Source organism: Streptomyces sp. NPDC049970, assembly GCF_040660235.1.
Classification (GTDB): domain Bacteria; phylum Actinomycetota; class Actinomycetes; order Streptomycetales; family Streptomycetaceae; genus Streptomyces.
The window spans coordinates 771,972-788,204 of sequence record NZ_JBFALP010000001.1 but is presented as its reverse complement, the minus strand read 5'-3'; the positions used below and the strand labels follow the sequence as shown (position 1 = coordinate 788,204).

Sequence of the window (16,233 nt, the reverse complement as noted above, 5' to 3'; positions counted from 1 at the left end):
CGGCTTTCGCGGCCGCTTTCCGTGCGGTATTCGCCGCGCGCCGTGCGGTGCTGAACCGCTGCCGCGGCGTGTCAGCGCACTTAGACGCGCCGTGGAGACCACCGGCCGGCCGCTTTCGTACCCACACCCCCTTCTCGTCCCCTTGACGACATGAGGGTGACCTCGTTATCGTCGCAGTGACGAGAAAGAGGGGGTCCCGAGATGGCCGACATCACCCGGCGCTTCGGCCGGCGACACCTGCGCTCCGCGCCCACCGCCCACATCCGCCACCACAAGCGCGGCGTCCTCGTCCACGACGGCCCGGGGGCGAGCTTCTGGTACCGCTCCCTGACCGCCGCGCTCTCCGAGATCCCGGTGGACGACCGCGAGCTGGCGATGGCGTTCCACGCCCGTACGGCCGATTTCCAGGACGTCACCGTGCAGGCCACGGTGACCTACCGGATCAGTGATCCCGCCGAGGCCGCCGCCCGGCTCGACTTCTCCGTGGACCCCGACACCGGGGTCTGGCGCGGGGCTCCGCTGGAGCAGATCGCGACCCTGCTGACCGAGACCGCGCAGCAGCACACCCTCGACGTCCTGGCCCGGACCCCGCTCGCGACCGCGCTCGTGGACGGCGTCGCCGCGGTACGGGAGCGGGTCGCCGGTGGTCTCGCGGCCGAACCCCGGCTGCCCGCGACCGGCATCGAGCTGGTGACCGTGCGCGTCGTGGCCATCCGGCCCGAGGCCGAGGTCGAGCGGGCCCTGCGCACGCCGGCCAGGGAGCAGATCCAGCAGGAGGCCGACCGGTCCGTCTACGAACGACGGGCGGTCGCGGTCGAGCGCGAGCGCGCCATCGCCGAGAACGAGCTGGCCAGCAAGATCGAGCTCGCTCGCCGCGAGGAGCAGCTCGTGGACCAGCGCGGCACCAACGCCCGCCGCGAGGCGGAGGAGAAGTCGGCCGCCGACGGGGTGCGCACGGAGGCCGAGGCCGCCCGTACGGTCCGCCTGGCCGCCGCGGAGGCGGAGGCCGCCCGCGGTGTAGGCGCGGCGCGGGCCGAGGCACAGGCCGCCTGGCTGCGGGCGCACGCGGACGTGGATCCTGGCACGCTGCACGCCCTGGCGGCGACCCGGCTGGCCGAGAACCTGCCGCGCATCGACAGCCTCACCCTCTCCCCCGACGTGCTCACCGGCCTGCTCGCCAGGCTCGGCAGGACGGAACCGGGGGCGTGAGCCTGGCCCCACGCGCGGTGCTGGTGCACCGAACGACCGAGTACGAGGAGCTGCTGGCGCGGCACGGCACCCACGGCCAGGCCGCCTTCGTGCTGGCCGGACGCGGCCGGTCCGTCGAAGAGGTGGCGGAGCGCCACCGGCGTAACGAGCGCGCTCTCACCGATGTGGCCGCCGCGCTGCCCCTGCGGTGGCGACGGACACGGGTGGAGCGGTCCGACCTCGACCGCTTCCTGTTCGGCCCGGAGGACGTGGTCGTCGTGGTCGGGCAGGACGGCCTGGTCGCCAATGCCGCGAAGTACCTGTCCGGCCAGCCCGTGGTGGGCATCGACACCGACCCCGGCCGCAACCCCGGAGTCCTCGTACGCCACCGGCCCCGTGACACGGAGGCGCTGTGCCGAGCGGCTCTCACCCCCGGCGCACGGGTGGACGCGCTCACGATGACGGAGGCCGTCGCCGACGACACCCAGCGGCTGCTCGCACTCAACGAGATCTACCTCGGATCACCCGGCCACCAGACCGCGCGCTACCGCATCGGCCCGGACGGCAGCCCCTCCGCAGCCGAGGCACAGGCGTCGTCCGGCGTACTGGTCGGCACGGGGACGGGGTCGACCGGCTGGCTGCGGTCGCTCTGGATCGAGCGGGGCGGCGCGCCGCGACTGCCGGCCCCGTCCGATCCCAGGCTGGTCTGGTTCGTGCGCGAGGCCTGGCCCTCACCGGCCACCGGCACCTCCCTGGTCGCGGGCGAACTGGCGCGCCAGGACGGCCTCAGGCTCACCGTCGAGACGGACCGGATGGTGGTGTTCGGCGACGGAATGGAGTCCGACGCGCTGGAGTTGACGTGGGGTCAGTCCATTCGCGTCGGAGTCTCGGACACCACCCTCAACCTGGTCCACTGAAGGCTGCCCCGTGATCGCCTGTGGATACAACCCTTAGGGTTCTTCGCATGGATTCCGCAGACGCCCCGACCCGGAACAGCCGTCCGCCGCTCGTCCAGGCGGCCTTCGGAGTGGGAGTCGTCGTACAGGACGAACAGGGCAGGATCCTGCTCGGAAGACACCGCTCGGGCACTTGGGAGCTGCCGGGCGGCAAGATCGACCCGACGCACGAGTCGGTCGCGGCGGCGGCCGCGCGGGAGCTGCGCGAGGAGACGGGGCTGCGGGTGCCCGAAGAGGCCGTGGACGTCTTCGCCATGCTCCACGACGTGGTGGGCGGCATCAACAGGATCAGCATGGCGGCCCTGGTGACCGTGGCATCGGCGGTCCCCCGCGTCACCGAGCCGCATCTCGTCGGCGAGTGGCGCTGGACCGCCCCCGACGAGCTGCCGGGCGCACTGTTCCACCCCTCGGCCCAGATCCTGGCCGTCTGGCGCCCCGATCTGGACATCCCGCATCCGGCCGCGCACCACCTGCCGATCGCCGCCACCCGCCCGTCCGGTCCGGGCGACCCCGGCGCACCCTATGGGAATTAAGCATTTGCCTAGGGCTCATAGGCAGGTTTAGCGTTGACGCCATGAGAGCAGTCAGCGAGCAGGACATACGGGCGTCGTTCGTCAATTGCACCAAGGGCGAGGCGAAGCGCCTGCCGCTGCCCCGGGACCTCGACGAGCGCCCCTGGGGCGACCTGGACTTCCTCGGCTGGCGCGACCTCTCGGCACCCGACCGGAGCTATATCGTCACCGAGCTCCGCGGCGAACTGACGGGCATCACACTCCGCTTCCCGTCCCGGCAGCGCGGCTTCCTGCACCGCAGCATGTGTTCGATCTGCCTGACCACGCACCCGGGAAGCGGCGTCTCACTGATGACCGCCCGCAAACGCGGCCAGGCGGGCCGGGACGGCAACTCGGTGGGCGTCTACGTCTGCACCGACCTCGACTGCTCGCTGTACGTGCGGGGCAAGAAGTCACCCGCACCCGGCGGACGGTTCGAGGAGTCGCTGACCGTGGAGCAGCAGATCGAGCGGACGAGGGACAAGCTCGCGGCGTTCCTGGACACCCTTGCCGCCTGAACCGCCAGAAATGCGGACGTACGGCATCAGGGGTACCAATAGGGGACTGCCCGTGCGATCGGAGTAGACCCATGGACGACTATCCGCTGCTGAACCTCTTCCTGACCATGATGTACCTGTTCCTGTGGGTGGTGTGGCTGTTCCTGCTCTTCAAGGTGGTCACGGACGTCTTCCAGGACCACTCCCTGAGCGGCTGGGCCAAGGCGGCGTGGGTGATCTTCGTGATCGTGCTCCCCTACGTGGGCGTACTCGTCTACCTGATCGCCCGCGGCCGGGGCATGGGGCGGCGCGAGGCCAAGCAGGCCGAGGAGCGCGAGACGGCCTTCCGGCAGTACGTGAAGCAGGCCGCCGGCTCCGACGGTGACACCGGCAAGGGCAGTGGACACGTCTCCGACCTGGCAAAGCTCGCGGAGCTCAAGGACAAGGGGCACCTCAGCCAGGCGGAGTACGAGAAGGCCAAGGAGAAGCTCCTCGCCTGACCTGCCGGTCCCGCACGAGAGCCGGCACGCGACAGCACACGCTCCCGCCCGGGACGACCGACCCGGGCGGGAGTTCCGCGTCGGGGGCCCGGGCGCGCGGGCCGGTCCGGCGGAGGACCGGCGCGCGACGGGCCGGCCGCCCCGGGAGACCGGCGCGCGCGCCCGGCGGGCCGCCCCGGGAGACCGCGGTAGTCCGGCCCGCGGGCCGCGCGGCCTCGGGAGGCCGGCCGTCGTCGCCCGGGTCAGCCGAGGCGCACGGCCACCGGAGTCTCCCGCAGCGCCTCGACCACGCTGTCGACGTGCGCACGCGCGGCAGCCTCCGCCGCCGCCCCGTCGCCCGCGACGACCGCGCGGATGATCGCCAGGTGCTGCGGCAGCGACCGCGCGGGGCGGCCAGGGCGGAGCGCGAGGCGGAACTGGTAGCGCACCATCTGGCCGTTCATCCGATCGAGGAGAGCCTGGGCCACCTTCTGGCCGCTGACCTCACCGAGGCACTCGTGCAGCCTGCGGTTCAGCAGGGAGTAGGCGTCCGGATCCCCTTCCGCCACGGCGCGGCTCATCGCCGCACCGATGCCCGTCAGCTCATGTCGCACCTCGTCGGAGGCGAACTCCGCGGCCCGCCGGGCGCACAGCCCTTCCAACAGGGCCCGGCACTCGGTGATCTGCACCGCCTCCTCGACGGAGATCACCCGCACCCGCGCCCCGCGCCGGGGAATCAGCTCGACCAGGCCCTCGGCGGCGAGATCCTGCAGCGCCTCGCGCACCGAGCTCCGCGTCGCCCCGAAGACCTCGGACAGCTCCTGCTCGACCAGACGCTGCCCGGGGACCATGTCACCCGCCGCGAGCGCCTCCCGGATACCGCTGGAGACCGCGCTCCGGCCCGCCCGACCGGTGGCCTGATTCGACGTCACCCCTCCGCCTTCCGTACATCGTCCGGTAAATCCCCGCTGCCGCGCGGCAGAGACCACGTCGGCACTGTCAGCGATAATGCCCGAAACTTTCTCGTCAGGCATATTGTCAACAATTTCATCGACGGTTACGGTGGCGTGGCAGCCGGCCGGGTGGGACGGTCGCACAGCGGCACCCCCGGCCATGCAGGACACAGGCACTTCGAAGAGGAACATCGATGATCATCGACTGCCACGGCCACTACACGACGGCACCTCCCGCGCTGGGTGCGTGGCGCGACCGGCAGATCGCCGGACTCGACGACCCCTCCGTGACGCCCCGGAGGCCGGACCTGGGGATAAGCGACGACGAACTCCGCGAGAGCGTCGAGTCGAACCAGTTGCGGCTGATGGACGAACGCGGCATCGACATGACCGTCTTCTCGCCCAGGGCGTCGTTCATGGCCCATCACGTGGGCGACTTCCGCACGTCCTCCGAGTGGGCGGCCATCTGCAACGAGCTCTGCTTCCGCGTCAGCCGGCTCTATCCGGAGCGCTTCGTGCCCGCGGCCATGCTCCCGCAGTCACCGGGCGTGGATCCCGCGACCTGCGTGCCGGAGCTCACCCGGTGCGTGGAGGAGTACGGGGCCGTCGCACTGAACCTGAATCCGGACCCCTCCGGCGGCCACTGGACCGCGCCGCCCCTCACCGACCGCTCGTGGTACCCCCTGTACGAGAAGATGGTCGAGTACGACGTGCCGGCGATGGTCCATGTCAGCACCAGCGTGAACCCGGCGTTCCACACGACGGGGGCGCACTACCTGAACGCCGACACCACCGCGTTCATGCAGTTGGTGCAGGGCGACCTGTTCACGGACTTCCCGACGCTGCGTCTGGTCATCCCCCACGGCGGAGGTGCCGTCCCCTACCACTGGGGGAGGTTCCGCGGTCTGGCGATGGCGCTCGGGAAACCGCCGCTGGAGGAGCACGTCCTGGGCAACGTCTACTTCGACACCTGCGTGTACCACCAGCCGGGTTCGGACCTCCTCTTCGAGGTCGTACCGGCCCGGAACATCCTCTTCGCCTCCGAGATGATCGGCGCCGTCCGTGACGTCGATCCGCGGACCGGCCACCACTTCGACGACACCCGCCGCTACGTGGAGGCCGCGGGACTGTCCCCGGACGCCCTGGCAGGAGTGCGGGAGCACAACGCACGCGCCGTCTACCCGCGCCTCGACGCGCTGTTGAGGCGTCAGGGCCGCTGAGGGCTGTCCACGGCGGCGGCGCACGCGCCTCCCGCCCTCCCCTCCCCACGCACCACGAGGAGACCCATGAGCACTCGCTCCCCCAAGTCGCCCGGCTGGCTGGACTGGTACCGGGATCCGTCCGTACCGGCGTTCCGGCTCCCGGCCGGCAGCGTCGACTCCCACTGCCATGTGTTCGGCCCGCAGGCCGAGTTCCCGTTCGCGGCCGAGCGCAAGTACACCCCCTGCGACGCGGGCAGGGACGAACTGTCCTCCCTCCACGCACATCTGGGTGTCAGCCGTGCGGTCGTCGTGCAGGCCACCTGTCACGGCACGGACAACACCGCCATGCTCGACGCGGTCCGCGCGGCCGACGGCCGGGCACGTGGGGTCGCCACCGTCCGGCCGGACATCTCCGACGCCGACTTGCGCGCACTGGACGCGGCGGGGGTACGCGGTGTGCGCTTCAACTTCCTGCGTCGTCTGGTCGACACGTCGTCGCTGGAGGACCTGGCGACGATCGCGGGGAGGATCGCCCCGCTGGGCTGGCACGTCGTGCTCTACTTCGAGAGCGCCGATCTGCCCGGGCTGGAGGGCTTCTTCCGATCCCTGCCCACACCCCTCGTGGTGGACCACATGGGCCGGCCCGACGTGTCACTCCCCGTGGACGGACCTCGGTTCAGCCGCTTCCTCCGCTTCGTCGGCTCCCACGACGTATGGGTGAAGGTCACCTGCCCCGAGCGCCTCAGCCTGACGGGTCCCGCCGCCCTCGACGGTGAGCGCAGCGCCTACGCCGACGTCGTGCCCTTCGGGCGGCGCGTCGTCCAGGAGTTCCCCGACCGGGTGCTGTGGGGCACGGACTGGCCCCATCCCAACCTCACCGGGCACATGCCCGACGACGGACTCCTGGTCGACCACATCCCGCACATCGCCGTCACCCCCGAGCAGCGGCGCCGACTCCTCGTCGACAACCCCATGAGCCTGTACTGGCCCGGCGAAGACGTCTGACCCTCTCCCACCCGCACCCGCACACCGACAGGGACCGTCCCCATGCAGCACGCCAACGCGGCGAACCGGCTGGACCGGCTGCCCATCTCACGCTTCCACAAGACGACCCTGCTGGCTGTCGCCTTCGCCTACTTCTTCGAGTTCGCGGACATCAACAGCTTCGCGACGACCGCCCCGAAGCTCATCGAGCTCTGGGGAGTGACGGTCAATCAGGTCGCCTACGTCACCTCACTGTCCTTCGTCGGCATGTTCATCGGGTCCATCGTCGCGGGCGCCCTCGCCGACCGGTGGGGCCGCAGGAGGACCCTGCTCCGCACCACCCTGTTCTTCGGGTTCTTCTCGTTCGTGTCGGTGTTCTCGTGGGACGTCTTCTCACTCGGCGTCTTCCGGGTGCTCACCTCGGCGGGCCTGTCGGCGATGACCGTCGTGGCGGTCATCTACGTCAACGAGATGTATCCGGCCGCCGTCCGCGGCAAGTACCAGGCGTACGCCATGGTCATCGGCATCTGCGGTACGCCCGCCACCAACCTGATCGCCAGTCTCGTCGTCCCGCTCAGCGACTGGTCCTGGCGGCTGGTGTACCTGTGGGGTGCGCTCGGCGTCCTGCTCGTGCTGTTCTCCAAGCACATCAAGGAGTCACCGCGCTGGTACGAGAACAGGGGCGACCACGCCGCGGCCGACGCGGTCCTGCGTGAGATCGAGGCCTCGGTGACCGCCGAGAAGGGGCCGCTGGCCGAACCGGCCGAACCCGTCGAGGAGCCCCCGGCGGTCAAGGCCCCGGTGCGTCTGCTGCTGCGCAGGAGGTACCTCGCACCGACGCTGCTGCTCACGGTCCTGTGGGTGACCCAGACCATCGGCTTCTTCGGGTACTCGAGCTTCGCGCCCACCCTGCTGGCGAAGGAGGGCTTCAGCGTCGAGAAGTCCGTCTTCTACATCGCCCTCACCACCGTCGGCGCGCCCCTCGGCTCCTTCCTGGCCTCCCTGGTCACCGACCGGTTCGAGCGCAAGTGGTGCCTCGTCGCCTTCGGCACGGTCATCGCGCTCTGCGGTCTGCTGTACGGGCTGACCTTCGACCCGGTCCTGATCGTGGTCTTCGGCTTCCTGGTGAACCTCTTCGAGCGCGGCTACACCGCCCTCGCGTACGCCTACTCCCCCGAGCTCTTCGACACCCGGAGCCGCTCCCTGGGAACGGGCATCACCTACGGGATCGGCCGGCTGTCGAACGCCGCGGGCCCGCTGATCATCGCGGGGCTCTACAACCGCACCGGCTACCAGAGCGTCTTCTACTTCATCGCCGCCGTGTGGATGGTGGGCGCCGTGGCCCTGGCCGTCTTCGGTCCCCGGACCAGGCCGTCCCGGCCGGCCGCGCGGCGGCCGGGACCCGTCACGTCCGCTTCGTGAGCAGCCGGGCCCTGGGCACCACCACCGGGGAACCGTCGCCCGGCGCGGCGAGTACGTCGGCGTCCACTCCGTAGAGCTCCTTCACCAGGGCCGCGTCGACCGTCTCGCCCGGTCCGCCCCGGGCGACGACGCGTCCGTCCTTCATGGCGACGATCGTGTCGGCGTAGCGGGCCGCCGCCGCCAGGTCGTGCTGCACCATGACAACGGTGCGGCCCGCGGCGGCGACCTCCCTCACGAGTTCCAGGACCTCCACCGCGTGTCCGAGGTCGAGAGCGCTGGTCGGTTCGTCGAGCAGGACGACCGGGGTCCGCTGGGCGAGGACCATGGCGAGCCAGCAGCGCTGACGCTGGCCGCCGGAGAGCCTGTCCAGGCGCTCGGCGGCCAGTTCCGTGGTTCCGGTGGCCTCGAGTGCCTCGCGTACGGCGTTCTCGTCCTCCCGGGACCACTGCCGCAGGAGACCCTGCTGGGGGTGGCGGCCGTAGCGGACGAGGCCGGCCACGGTCACGGCCTCGGGCGCGCGGGGCGACTGGGGCAGCAGCGCGACGCGGTGGGCCGCCCGGCGCCGGGTCAGTTCCCAGATGTCGTCTCCGCCGACCCGGACCGTTCCGGACTCGGGACGGTGCAGGCGCGCGACGGTGCGCAGCAGGGTCGACTTCCCGCAGCCGTTGGGACCGACGATCGCGACGACCTGGCCGGCGGGGACGGTGAGGCCGACGTTCTCGACGACCGGACGGCCGGGGTATCCGGCGTGGAGGGCGCTGACTTCGAGACCGGGGGCGGTCGCGCGGGGTACGTCGTTCATGGGGGCGGTCAGGCCTTTCCGGTGGCACGGTCCGGGCGGAACAGGACCCAGAGCAGGAAGGGGCCGCCGAGGACGCTGGTGACCACACCGACGGGCAGTTCGACAGGTGCGGCGACGCGTCCCAGCGCGTCGGCGGCGGCGATCAGGGCGGCGCCGGCCAGGGCGGAGCCGGTGACCGGGACCCGGGTGGGGCCGGTCAGGCGCTGGGCGAGGATCGGGGCGGCGAGTGCGACGAAGGCGATGGGGCCGCCGACGCCGACGGCGGTGCCGGCGAGGGCCACGGCGAGTGCCAGCGCGACGGCGCGCAGCTTGCGCAGGTCCACGCCGAGCGAGGCCGCGACGTCGTCGTCGAATCGCAGGAGTTGGAGCCGGTGGCCGACGGCCAGGGCGAGCGGGACCAGGAACAGCAGGACGAGTGCGAGCGGTGTGCCGACCCCCCAGTCGCGGCCGTTGAGACTGCCCACGGCCCAGAGGAAGACGCCGCCCGCGGTGTTGTCGTTCTGACGCGACATGACGAGGTCGCCCACGGCTCCGATGAACGTGGAGACCCCGATGCCCGTCACGAGGACCCGGTAGCCGGCGCTCCCGGCCCCGCCCGCACACAGGACGACAACCGCGGCGGCGGCGACGGCGCCGATCGGGCCGAGCCACCAGGCGCCGACCATGCCCGTGGTGGAGCCGGCCGCGGCGGCGACGACCGCAGCGGTGGCGCCGTCGTTGACTCCGAGCAGGTCGGGTGTGGCTAGACGGTTGCCCGCGAGCGTCTGGGTGAGGCAGCCCGCGATGCCCAGCGCGGCACCGACCATGAGCCCGGCGAAGACGCGGGGCAGCCGGAAGTCGCGCACGATCATGACGGTTCCGGCGTCACCGGTGCCGAGGAGGCCGGCGAGGGTGTCCGACAGGCTCATTCCGGTCGAACTCGCCATCACCGCGAGCGCGGTGAGTACGGCGAGGACCGGCAGGAGCAGGGCGGCGGCGAGGACGCTGCGGCGCGGGAGGAGCCAGGAGAGCGCGCCCGCGCGCACCACGGTGCTGTCCGGCGGAGTCACGTCCGGACCGCCGCTGCACGGACCGGTGTCCGGCGGCGTCACCTGCGAACCCTTCGTGTACGACGCGGTATCGGGCGCCGTCACCTGCGAACCATCCGTGTGCGGCCCGGCGTTCTGCGGTGTCACGTCGGTCATTCCGTCGCTCCGGCGGTGGACAGGCGGGACGACCGGGCGATCAGGACGAGGAGGGGGCCGCCCACGAAGGCGAGCAGCACGCTGACCGGCGTCTCCCACGGGCGGATGACGATCCGGGCGAGGACGTCGGCGAGGATCATGATGTCCGCCGCGATCAGTGCGGACAGGACGAGTTGGGCGAGCATGCGCGGCCCGGTCAGCGCCCTGGCGGCGTAGGGGGCCAGCAGGCCGAGGAAGGCGACGGGACCGGCCACGGCGACCGCGCACCCGGCGAGCAGCGAGACCGCGCCGGCGACGACGAGCCGGATCCGGCCGGGGTGGTGGCCGAGCGAGCGAGCGCCGTCGTCCCCGAGGCCGAGCGCCGACAGCGGGCGGGCGCAGCCGAGGGCGGTGATCAGGCCGAGTGCCACGAGGGGCAGCAGGGGGGCGAGGTCGGAGATCTCGACTCCGGCCAGCGAGCCGATCGTCCAGTAGCGGTAGGTGTCGAAGGTCGACTGCGTGCCCAGCAGGACGTACGACGTACCGCCGTGGAACGTGGCACCCAGCGCGGATCCGGCCAGCACGAGTCGCAGCGGGGAGCCCGCGGTGCGCCCGGACCCGGCGAACAGCAGTACGACGGCGCTCGCGGCCATTCCGCCGCCGAGGGCCCAGACGAGCAGCGCGCCCGGGGAGTCGGCGCCGAAGAAGGTGAGCCCGAGTACGACGGCGAAGGCGGCACCGGAGTTGACGCCGAGCAGCCCCGTCTCGGCGAGCGGGTTGCGGGTGGCCGCCTGGAGCAGGCAGCCCGCCGCGCCCAGGCAGGTGCCGACGAGCAGGGCGGCCAGGGTGCGCGGCAGGCGTACGTCCATGACGGCCAGTCGGATCTGGGCGTCGGCCCGCGCGGCGGGGTCGCCGATCAGGAAGTCCCAGGCGCGCGCCACGGGGCTGTCGCCGGTTCCGATGACGAGGGAGAGCAGCACGAGGGCCACGAGGAGCAGCAGGAGCCCCACGGTTGCCGGGAGGACCGAATGCCCCTGGGGCGGGGGGCTTTCACGTGGGCGGGATCCGGCTGTTGTCGACCGACCCCCTTGCGCTATCGACATAAGGTTAGCCTAACCTAAATGCACTCGTCCGGTTCCGGCGGGTCCTGGGCACAGCTGTGCCCGGAAGTGGTGCGACGCGCACCGCCTCTCTCCGTTTCGGAGTACGGGGGCAGCTTGCCGGGACGCGATTCGACCGAACGTAAACCGAACGTAAACGGAGATCTCTGGCCATGGCGCCGTATTCGTCCCCCTCGTCCCGCGGTATCGCACGTCCCGTCGTGTCGGTGGCCCTTCTCGCGCTGTGCTCCCTGACCCTGAGCGCCTGCGGATCGTCCGAGGGGAAAGCGGGAGCCGACGGCGCGGGGAACACGGCGACCACGAAGGTCACCGACGCCACGGGCACGAAGGTCGACGTCCCAGCGGCGCCCGAGCGCGTGGTCGCCCTCAGCGAGATGGACCTGGACGCGTCGCTCGCCCTGGGTGTCGAGCCGGTCGGTCTGACCGCGGGCCGGGGCCAGAAGGGCGCGCCCCAGTACCTCGCGGACCAGGCGGAGACCATCCCGGTGGTGGGAGCAGTCACCGGTCCTGACATCGAGAAGGTCGTCCAGGCGAAGCCGGACGTGATCCTCGCGGGTCAGCTCGCCGACGAGCAGGTGCTCGCGCAGCTCCGCAGGATCGCGCCCACGGTCGTCACCATCGGCGGCACCAAGGACTGGAAGAAGGCCCTCCGCCTCACCGGCACGACGCTGGGCAGGACGAATGAGGCCGAGAAGTTCCTCACCGACTACGAGACCCGGGCCGCCGCGCTGAAGACGGATCTCGGTCCGCGAGCAGGCACGAAGGTGTCCGTCGCCCGCTATTCGGCCAAGGGCACCGCGGTCATGCAGCAGGGCGTCTTCATCAGCGACGTCCTCAAGGACCTCGGCTTCACCCGCCCCGGAATCCAGAACGAGCAGGGTGAGGGCCACTCGACGCCGCTGAGCGACGAGAACCTCAAGGAGATCGACGGCGACTGGTTGTTCATCGGCACGCTCGATGCGGGCACCGACTCCGAACTGCTCGCCGAGCTGGCCCGGAAGCCCGCCTACGGACAGCTGGGCGCCGTCCGGGACAAGCACGCGACCGTCGTCGACGGGACCAAGTGGACCAGCCTCGGGGGCGCGCAGGCAGCCGTCTCGGTGCTCGACGACATCCGGAAGGCCATGGTCAAGTGAGCCTCGACCAGGAACTCGCCGGCCGCACCGCGCTCGTGACGGGTGCGGGCCGCGGCATAGGCGAGGCGGTCGTCCACGCCCTCGCCGCCCGCGGGGCCCGTGTCCTCGCCACCGACGTGTCCGGGGACGCCCTCGCACCCCTCGCGCAGGCGTACGACGGTCAGGTCGCCTCGCGCACGCTCGACGTCACCGACTCCGCTGCGGTGGAGGCGCTCGTCGCCGAGACGGAGGTCGCGCTGGGTCCGCTGGAGATCGCGGTCAACGTGGCCGGAATCCTGCGTGGTTCACGGGTCGCGGACCTGACGGACGAGGACTGGGCGGCGACCTTCGCCGTCAACACCCATGGCGTGTTCCATGTTTCACGGTCCGTCTCCCGCCGTATGGCGGAGCGTGGTTCGGGCAGCATCGTCACGGTCGCGTCCAACGCCGCGGGCATCCCCCGCACGGGCATGGCGGCCTACGCGGCGTCCAAGGCGGCCGCGGTGATGTTCACCAAGTGCCTCGGCCTCGAAGTGGCGCCCCGGGGTGTCCGCTGCAACACCGTCTCACCCGGCTCGACCCTCACCGACATGCAGCGCGGCATGTGGACGGCGGGGGACGAGGAGGCCGCCTCCCGCCGTGTGGTCGAGGGTGATCCGGCCACGTACCGCACCGGCATTCCGCTGGGCCGTATAGCCGACCCGTCCGACATAGCCGACGCCGTCGCCTTCCTCGCGTCCGACCGGGCCCGGCACATCACCATGCACGACCTGTACGTCGACGGCGGGGCCACCCTGCGGGCCTGAACCCCGCTACCCGTCCGCCGCCCACCGCAGCTCGAGCCACCCCCCACTGGAGACCACCCATGTCCGCCTCTCTGCGCGTACCCACCGCTCCTCCCCCGCACGACACCCCCGGCGCGGCCACGGCTCTGCTGGAGGCCTACCGGCCCGGCACCGACCGTTTCCTCGCCACGCCCCGGCACACCCTGCTCGGCTCGGGCACCTCGGTGCGGATACCCCACGACTCACGGCCCCTGGCCCGGCGGGTACGGGAGGCCCTGGACTCGGCCCGGGGCGCGGGTGATCCCGCGCCGGTCGTCGTCGGCTCCGTGCCGTTCGCCCCGGACGGCGTGGCGTCGCTGGCCGTCCCGCGGGCCGTTCGGTGGGCGAACGCCCTGCGCGCCGACCCGCTCATCGCCCTGCACGGCCCGGACGCGGACGGGGGCGACGACTGGCGGATACGCGAGGTCCCGTCCGCGGAGCGGTACTCCGAGGCCGTCGCGGCCGCGGTGGAGCGGATGCGTGCCGGGGAGTTCGACAAGGTGGTCCTCGCCCGCACGCTGGAACTGACGTCGTCCCGCGACCTGGACCTGCCCGCCATGCTGAGCCGTCTGGCACGGCGCGACCCGGACGGCTACACCTTCGCCGTGCCGAGCGGCCCCGGCCGCACCCTGGTGGGCGCGAGTCCCGAACTGCTCGTGGCCCGCCGGGGGGCACGGCTCGTCGCCAACCCGCTGGCCGGCTCCGCCCAGCGCAGCGGCGACCTGGCCGAGGACGTCCGCAGGGCGGCCGCTCTCCTCGACTCGCCGAAGGACCTCCACGAGCACGCCGTCGTGGTGGACGCCATCCGTGAGGCCCTGGCACCGTTCTGCGTGAGCCTGGTGGTGCCCGAGCGCCCCACCCTCGTGCGGACCGCCGCCATGTGGCACCTGTCCACGACGCTGACCGGAGAGCTGCGCGATCCGGCCTCCACCGCCCTCGACCTGGCGTCGGCCCTGCATCCCACCCCGGCGGTCTGCGGAACGCCGACGGAAGTGGCCCGGCAGGTCATCGCCGACTCGGAGCCCTTCGACCGGGGCGCGTACACCGGCATGGTCGGCTGGCAGGACGCGGACGGCGACGGCGAGTGGGTCGTGACCATCCGCTGCGCGGAGGCCGAGGGCCGCACGCTGCGGCTGTTCGCCGGCGCGGGTGTGGTGGCCCAGTCCTCGCCCTCGGCCGAGACGGCGGAGACCGAGGCGAAGTTCCGTACCTTCCTGAGCGCTGTGGGGGCCGCGCTGTGACCCCCGTAGGAGTTCCCGACGCCGCGACCGCCGCACGGCAGCCCGACGCCGCGGACCCCGTACGGATGCCCGACGCACCCACCTGGCCGGCCGGGTTCGCGGAGCGGTACCGGGCCGCGGGCCACTGGCGCGGGGAGACGTTCGGCGGTGTGCTCAGGGAGCGCGCAGCCGCCCACCCGGACCGGGTGGCGGTCGTGGATCCCGCTCCCGAGCGGCGCTCGTGGACGTACCGGGAACTGGACGAGCGGGCCTCGCGACTGGCCGCGGGGTTCGCGGCGCGCGGTATCTCGCCCGGTGACCGGGTCGTCGTACAGCTCCCGAACATCGCCGAGTTCATCGAGGTCGTCTTCGCGCTCTTCCGGGTCGGCGCGCTGCCGGTCTACGCGCTGCCCGCGCACCGGGAGACGGAGATCGGCTACTTCTGCGCGTTCACCGAAGCCGTCGCCTATGTGGTCCCCGACCGGCACGCGGGCTTCGACCACGTCGCGCTCGCGTCACGGGTGAAGGAGCGCACGCCGACCCTGAAGCACGTGTTCGTCGTCGGTTCGCCCGGCCCGCACACCGCGCTGTCGGAGGTGCCGCGCACCCCCGCCGGCACCGCCCACGAGCCCCGGCCGGACGATCTGGCGTTCCTCCAGCTGTCCGGGGGCACGACGGGCGTGCCCAAGCTCATCCCGCGGACGCACGACGACTACATCTACTCGCTGCGGGGATCGAACGAGATCTGCGGAGTCGACGCCGACACACGCTTCCTCGTGCTGCTCCCGGCCGCGCACAACTTCCCGATGAGTTCACCGGGGTGGCTCGGCGCGCTGTACGCCGGCGGGACCGCGGTGCTCTGCCCGAGTCCCGACCCGGCGACGGCCTTCCCGCTCGTGGAGCGCGAGCGCGTCACGATGACCGGGATGGTGCCGCCCCTCGCACTCGTGTGGACGGAGGCGGGCCCGGGCACCGAGCACGACCTGTCGAGCCTGGAACTGGTCCTGGTGGGCGGGGCCAAGTACAGCGAGGCGGCGGCCCGCCGCCTGGAACCCGCCCTCGGCTGCCGCCTCATGCAGGTCTTCGGGATGGCCGAGGGGCTCGTCAACTACACCCGGCTGGACGACGACCACGAGACCGTGGTCACCACCCAGGGCCGGCCGATCTCCGAGGACGACGAGGTGCGCCTCGTCGACGACGCCGGCGAGGACGTGCCGGAGGGCGGCTTCGGCCACCTGCTGACGCGGGGTCCGTACACGATCCGCGGCTACTGGCGTGCCCCCGAGCACAACACCAGGGCCTTCACCGAGGACGGCTTCTACCGGACCGGCGACATCGTGCGCCGCACCCCGACGGGCCACCTGGTCGTCGAGGGGCGTGCCAAGGACCAGATCAACCGGGGTGGCGAGAAGATCGCACCGGAGGAGATCGAGAACATCATCCTCGGCCATCCGTCGGTGCACGACGTGTCCGTGGTGGGGGTGGCCGACGAGTACCTGGGCGAACGGACCCTGGCCTACGTCGTCCTGCGCGAGGGCGCCGAGCCCCTGAAGCCGGTCGCCGTCAAACGCCTCGTGCGCGAGCGCGGAGTCGCCGCGTACAAGGTCCCCGACCTCGTCGAGTTCGTCGAGGCCTTCCCGCAGACCGGAATCGGCAAGGTCAGCAAGAAGGGGCTGCGCTCCGAAGCCGCCCCCGCCGGCACCGTCCCGGACCGGCACTGAGATCGAGTTCCGCCCCGCGCGGCACCGAAAGGTTC

At 72.0% G+C, this 16,233-nt stretch carries 16 protein-coding genes; 12 read left to right on the top strand and 4 right to left on the bottom strand.

Annotated elements, in window-relative coordinates; all coding sequences use genetic code 11:
• The first annotated feature begins 201 nt into the window (after positions 1-201).
• From AB0I83_RS03410 to AB0I83_RS03390, 5 genes are all read left to right on the top strand, one after another.
• Positions 202-1,209, top strand: a complete 1,008-nt coding sequence (locus AB0I83_RS03410) for an SPFH domain-containing protein (protein WP_356840015.1) — start codon at positions 202-204, stop codon at positions 1,207-1,209.
• A complete protein-coding gene (locus AB0I83_RS03405) occupies positions 1,206-2,105 on the top strand; it encodes a hypothetical protein (RefSeq protein ID WP_363303423.1) in 900 nt (299 codons plus the stop codon). Before AB0I83_RS03410 ends, AB0I83_RS03405 begins: the two co-directional genes overlap by 4 nt.
• Positions 2,106-2,152: 47 nt before the next feature.
• Positions 2,153-2,677, top strand: a complete 525-nt coding sequence (locus tag AB0I83_RS03400; protein ID WP_363303422.1) for an NUDIX domain-containing protein — start codon at positions 2,153-2,155, stop codon at positions 2,675-2,677.
• 41 nt (positions 2,678-2,718) lie between these two features.
• Positions 2,719-3,213: an FBP domain-containing protein gene (locus AB0I83_RS03395; RefSeq protein WP_356530097.1), complete on the top strand. Its 495-nt coding sequence runs from the start codon at positions 2,719-2,721 to the stop codon at positions 3,211-3,213.
• A gap of 71 nt (positions 3,214-3,284) precedes the next feature.
• Positions 3,285-3,692: an SHOCT domain-containing protein gene (locus AB0I83_RS03390; protein ID WP_363303421.1), complete on the top strand. Its 408-nt coding sequence runs from the start codon at positions 3,285-3,287 to the stop codon at positions 3,690-3,692.
• 242 nt (positions 3,693-3,934) lie between these two features.
• Here AB0I83_RS03390 and AB0I83_RS03385 read toward each other — a convergent pair whose 3' ends face one another.
• Positions 3,935-4,603 (bottom strand): GntR family transcriptional regulator, encoded by a 669-nt coding sequence (locus tag AB0I83_RS03385; RefSeq protein ID WP_363303420.1) that lies wholly within the window; start codon positions 4,601-4,603, stop codon positions 3,935-3,937.
• Between the two features lie 215 nt (positions 4,604-4,818).
• On the opposite strand from AB0I83_RS03385, the gene AB0I83_RS03380 reads away from it, so the two are divergent.
• The 3 genes from AB0I83_RS03380 to AB0I83_RS03370 all read left to right on the top strand — a co-directional run bounded on the left by AB0I83_RS03380 (position 4,819) and on the right by AB0I83_RS03370 (position 8,232).
• A complete protein-coding gene (locus AB0I83_RS03380) occupies positions 4,819-5,844 on the top strand; it encodes an amidohydrolase family protein (protein ID WP_356530102.1) in 1,026 nt (341 codons plus the stop codon).
• Positions 5,845-5,910: 66 nt separating this feature from the next.
• Positions 5,911-6,831: an amidohydrolase family protein gene (locus AB0I83_RS03375; protein ID WP_363303419.1), complete on the top strand. Its 921-nt coding sequence runs from the start codon at positions 5,911-5,913 to the stop codon at positions 6,829-6,831.
• A 42-nt stretch (positions 6,832-6,873) separates the two neighbouring features.
• The gene (locus AB0I83_RS03370) at positions 6,874-8,232 is read left to right on the top strand and encodes an MFS transporter (protein ID WP_356530105.1); all 1,359 of its coding nucleotides are present in this window, start codon (positions 6,874-6,876) and stop codon (positions 8,230-8,232) included.
• Here the strand turns inward: AB0I83_RS03370 and AB0I83_RS03365 are convergent.
• Genes AB0I83_RS03365 through AB0I83_RS03355 form a run of 3 tightly spaced genes read right to left on the bottom strand, consistent with a single transcriptional unit; the run spans position 8,216 to position 11,300 of the window.
• Positions 8,216-9,034 (bottom strand): ABC transporter ATP-binding protein, encoded by an 819-nt coding sequence (locus AB0I83_RS03365; RefSeq protein ID WP_356840006.1) that lies wholly within the window; start codon positions 9,032-9,034, stop codon positions 8,216-8,218. The genes AB0I83_RS03370 and AB0I83_RS03365 overlap by 17 nt on opposite strands.
• Before the next feature lie 8 nt (positions 9,035-9,042).
• Entirely contained in the window at positions 9,043-10,218 is a 1,176-nt protein-coding gene (locus AB0I83_RS03360) for an iron ABC transporter permease (protein WP_363303418.1), read from the bottom strand.
• A complete protein-coding gene (locus tag AB0I83_RS03355) occupies positions 10,215-11,300 on the bottom strand; it encodes an iron ABC transporter permease (RefSeq protein WP_363303417.1) in 1,086 nt (361 codons plus the stop codon). Before AB0I83_RS03355 ends, AB0I83_RS03360 begins: the two co-directional genes overlap by 4 nt.
• A 170-nt stretch (positions 11,301-11,470) precedes the next feature.
• On the opposite strand from AB0I83_RS03355, the gene AB0I83_RS03350 reads away from it, so the two are divergent.
• The 4 genes from AB0I83_RS03350 (at position 11,471) to AB0I83_RS03335 (ending at position 16,198) form a co-directional block, all read left to right on the top strand.
• The gene (locus AB0I83_RS03350; protein ID WP_363303416.1) at positions 11,471-12,454 is read left to right on the top strand and encodes an iron-siderophore ABC transporter substrate-binding protein; all 984 of its coding nucleotides are present in this window, start codon (positions 11,471-11,473) and stop codon (positions 12,452-12,454) included.
• Positions 12,451-13,239: a 2,3-dihydro-2,3-dihydroxybenzoate dehydrogenase gene (locus tag AB0I83_RS03345; RefSeq protein WP_363303415.1), complete on the top strand. Its 789-nt coding sequence runs from the start codon at positions 12,451-12,453 to the stop codon at positions 13,237-13,239. The genes AB0I83_RS03350 and AB0I83_RS03345 overlap by 4 nt, the downstream gene beginning before the upstream one ends.
• Before the next feature lie 59 nt (positions 13,240-13,298).
• The gene (locus tag AB0I83_RS03340; RefSeq protein WP_363303414.1) at positions 13,299-14,498 is read left to right on the top strand and encodes an isochorismate synthase; all 1,200 of its coding nucleotides are present in this window, start codon (positions 13,299-13,301) and stop codon (positions 14,496-14,498) included.
• Positions 14,499-14,563: 65 nt separating this feature from the next.
• Positions 14,564-16,198, top strand: a complete 1,635-nt coding sequence (locus AB0I83_RS03335; RefSeq protein WP_363303448.1) for an AMP-binding protein — start codon at positions 14,564-14,566, stop codon at positions 16,196-16,198.
• The last annotated feature ends 35 nt before the right edge of the window (positions 16,199-16,233 follow it).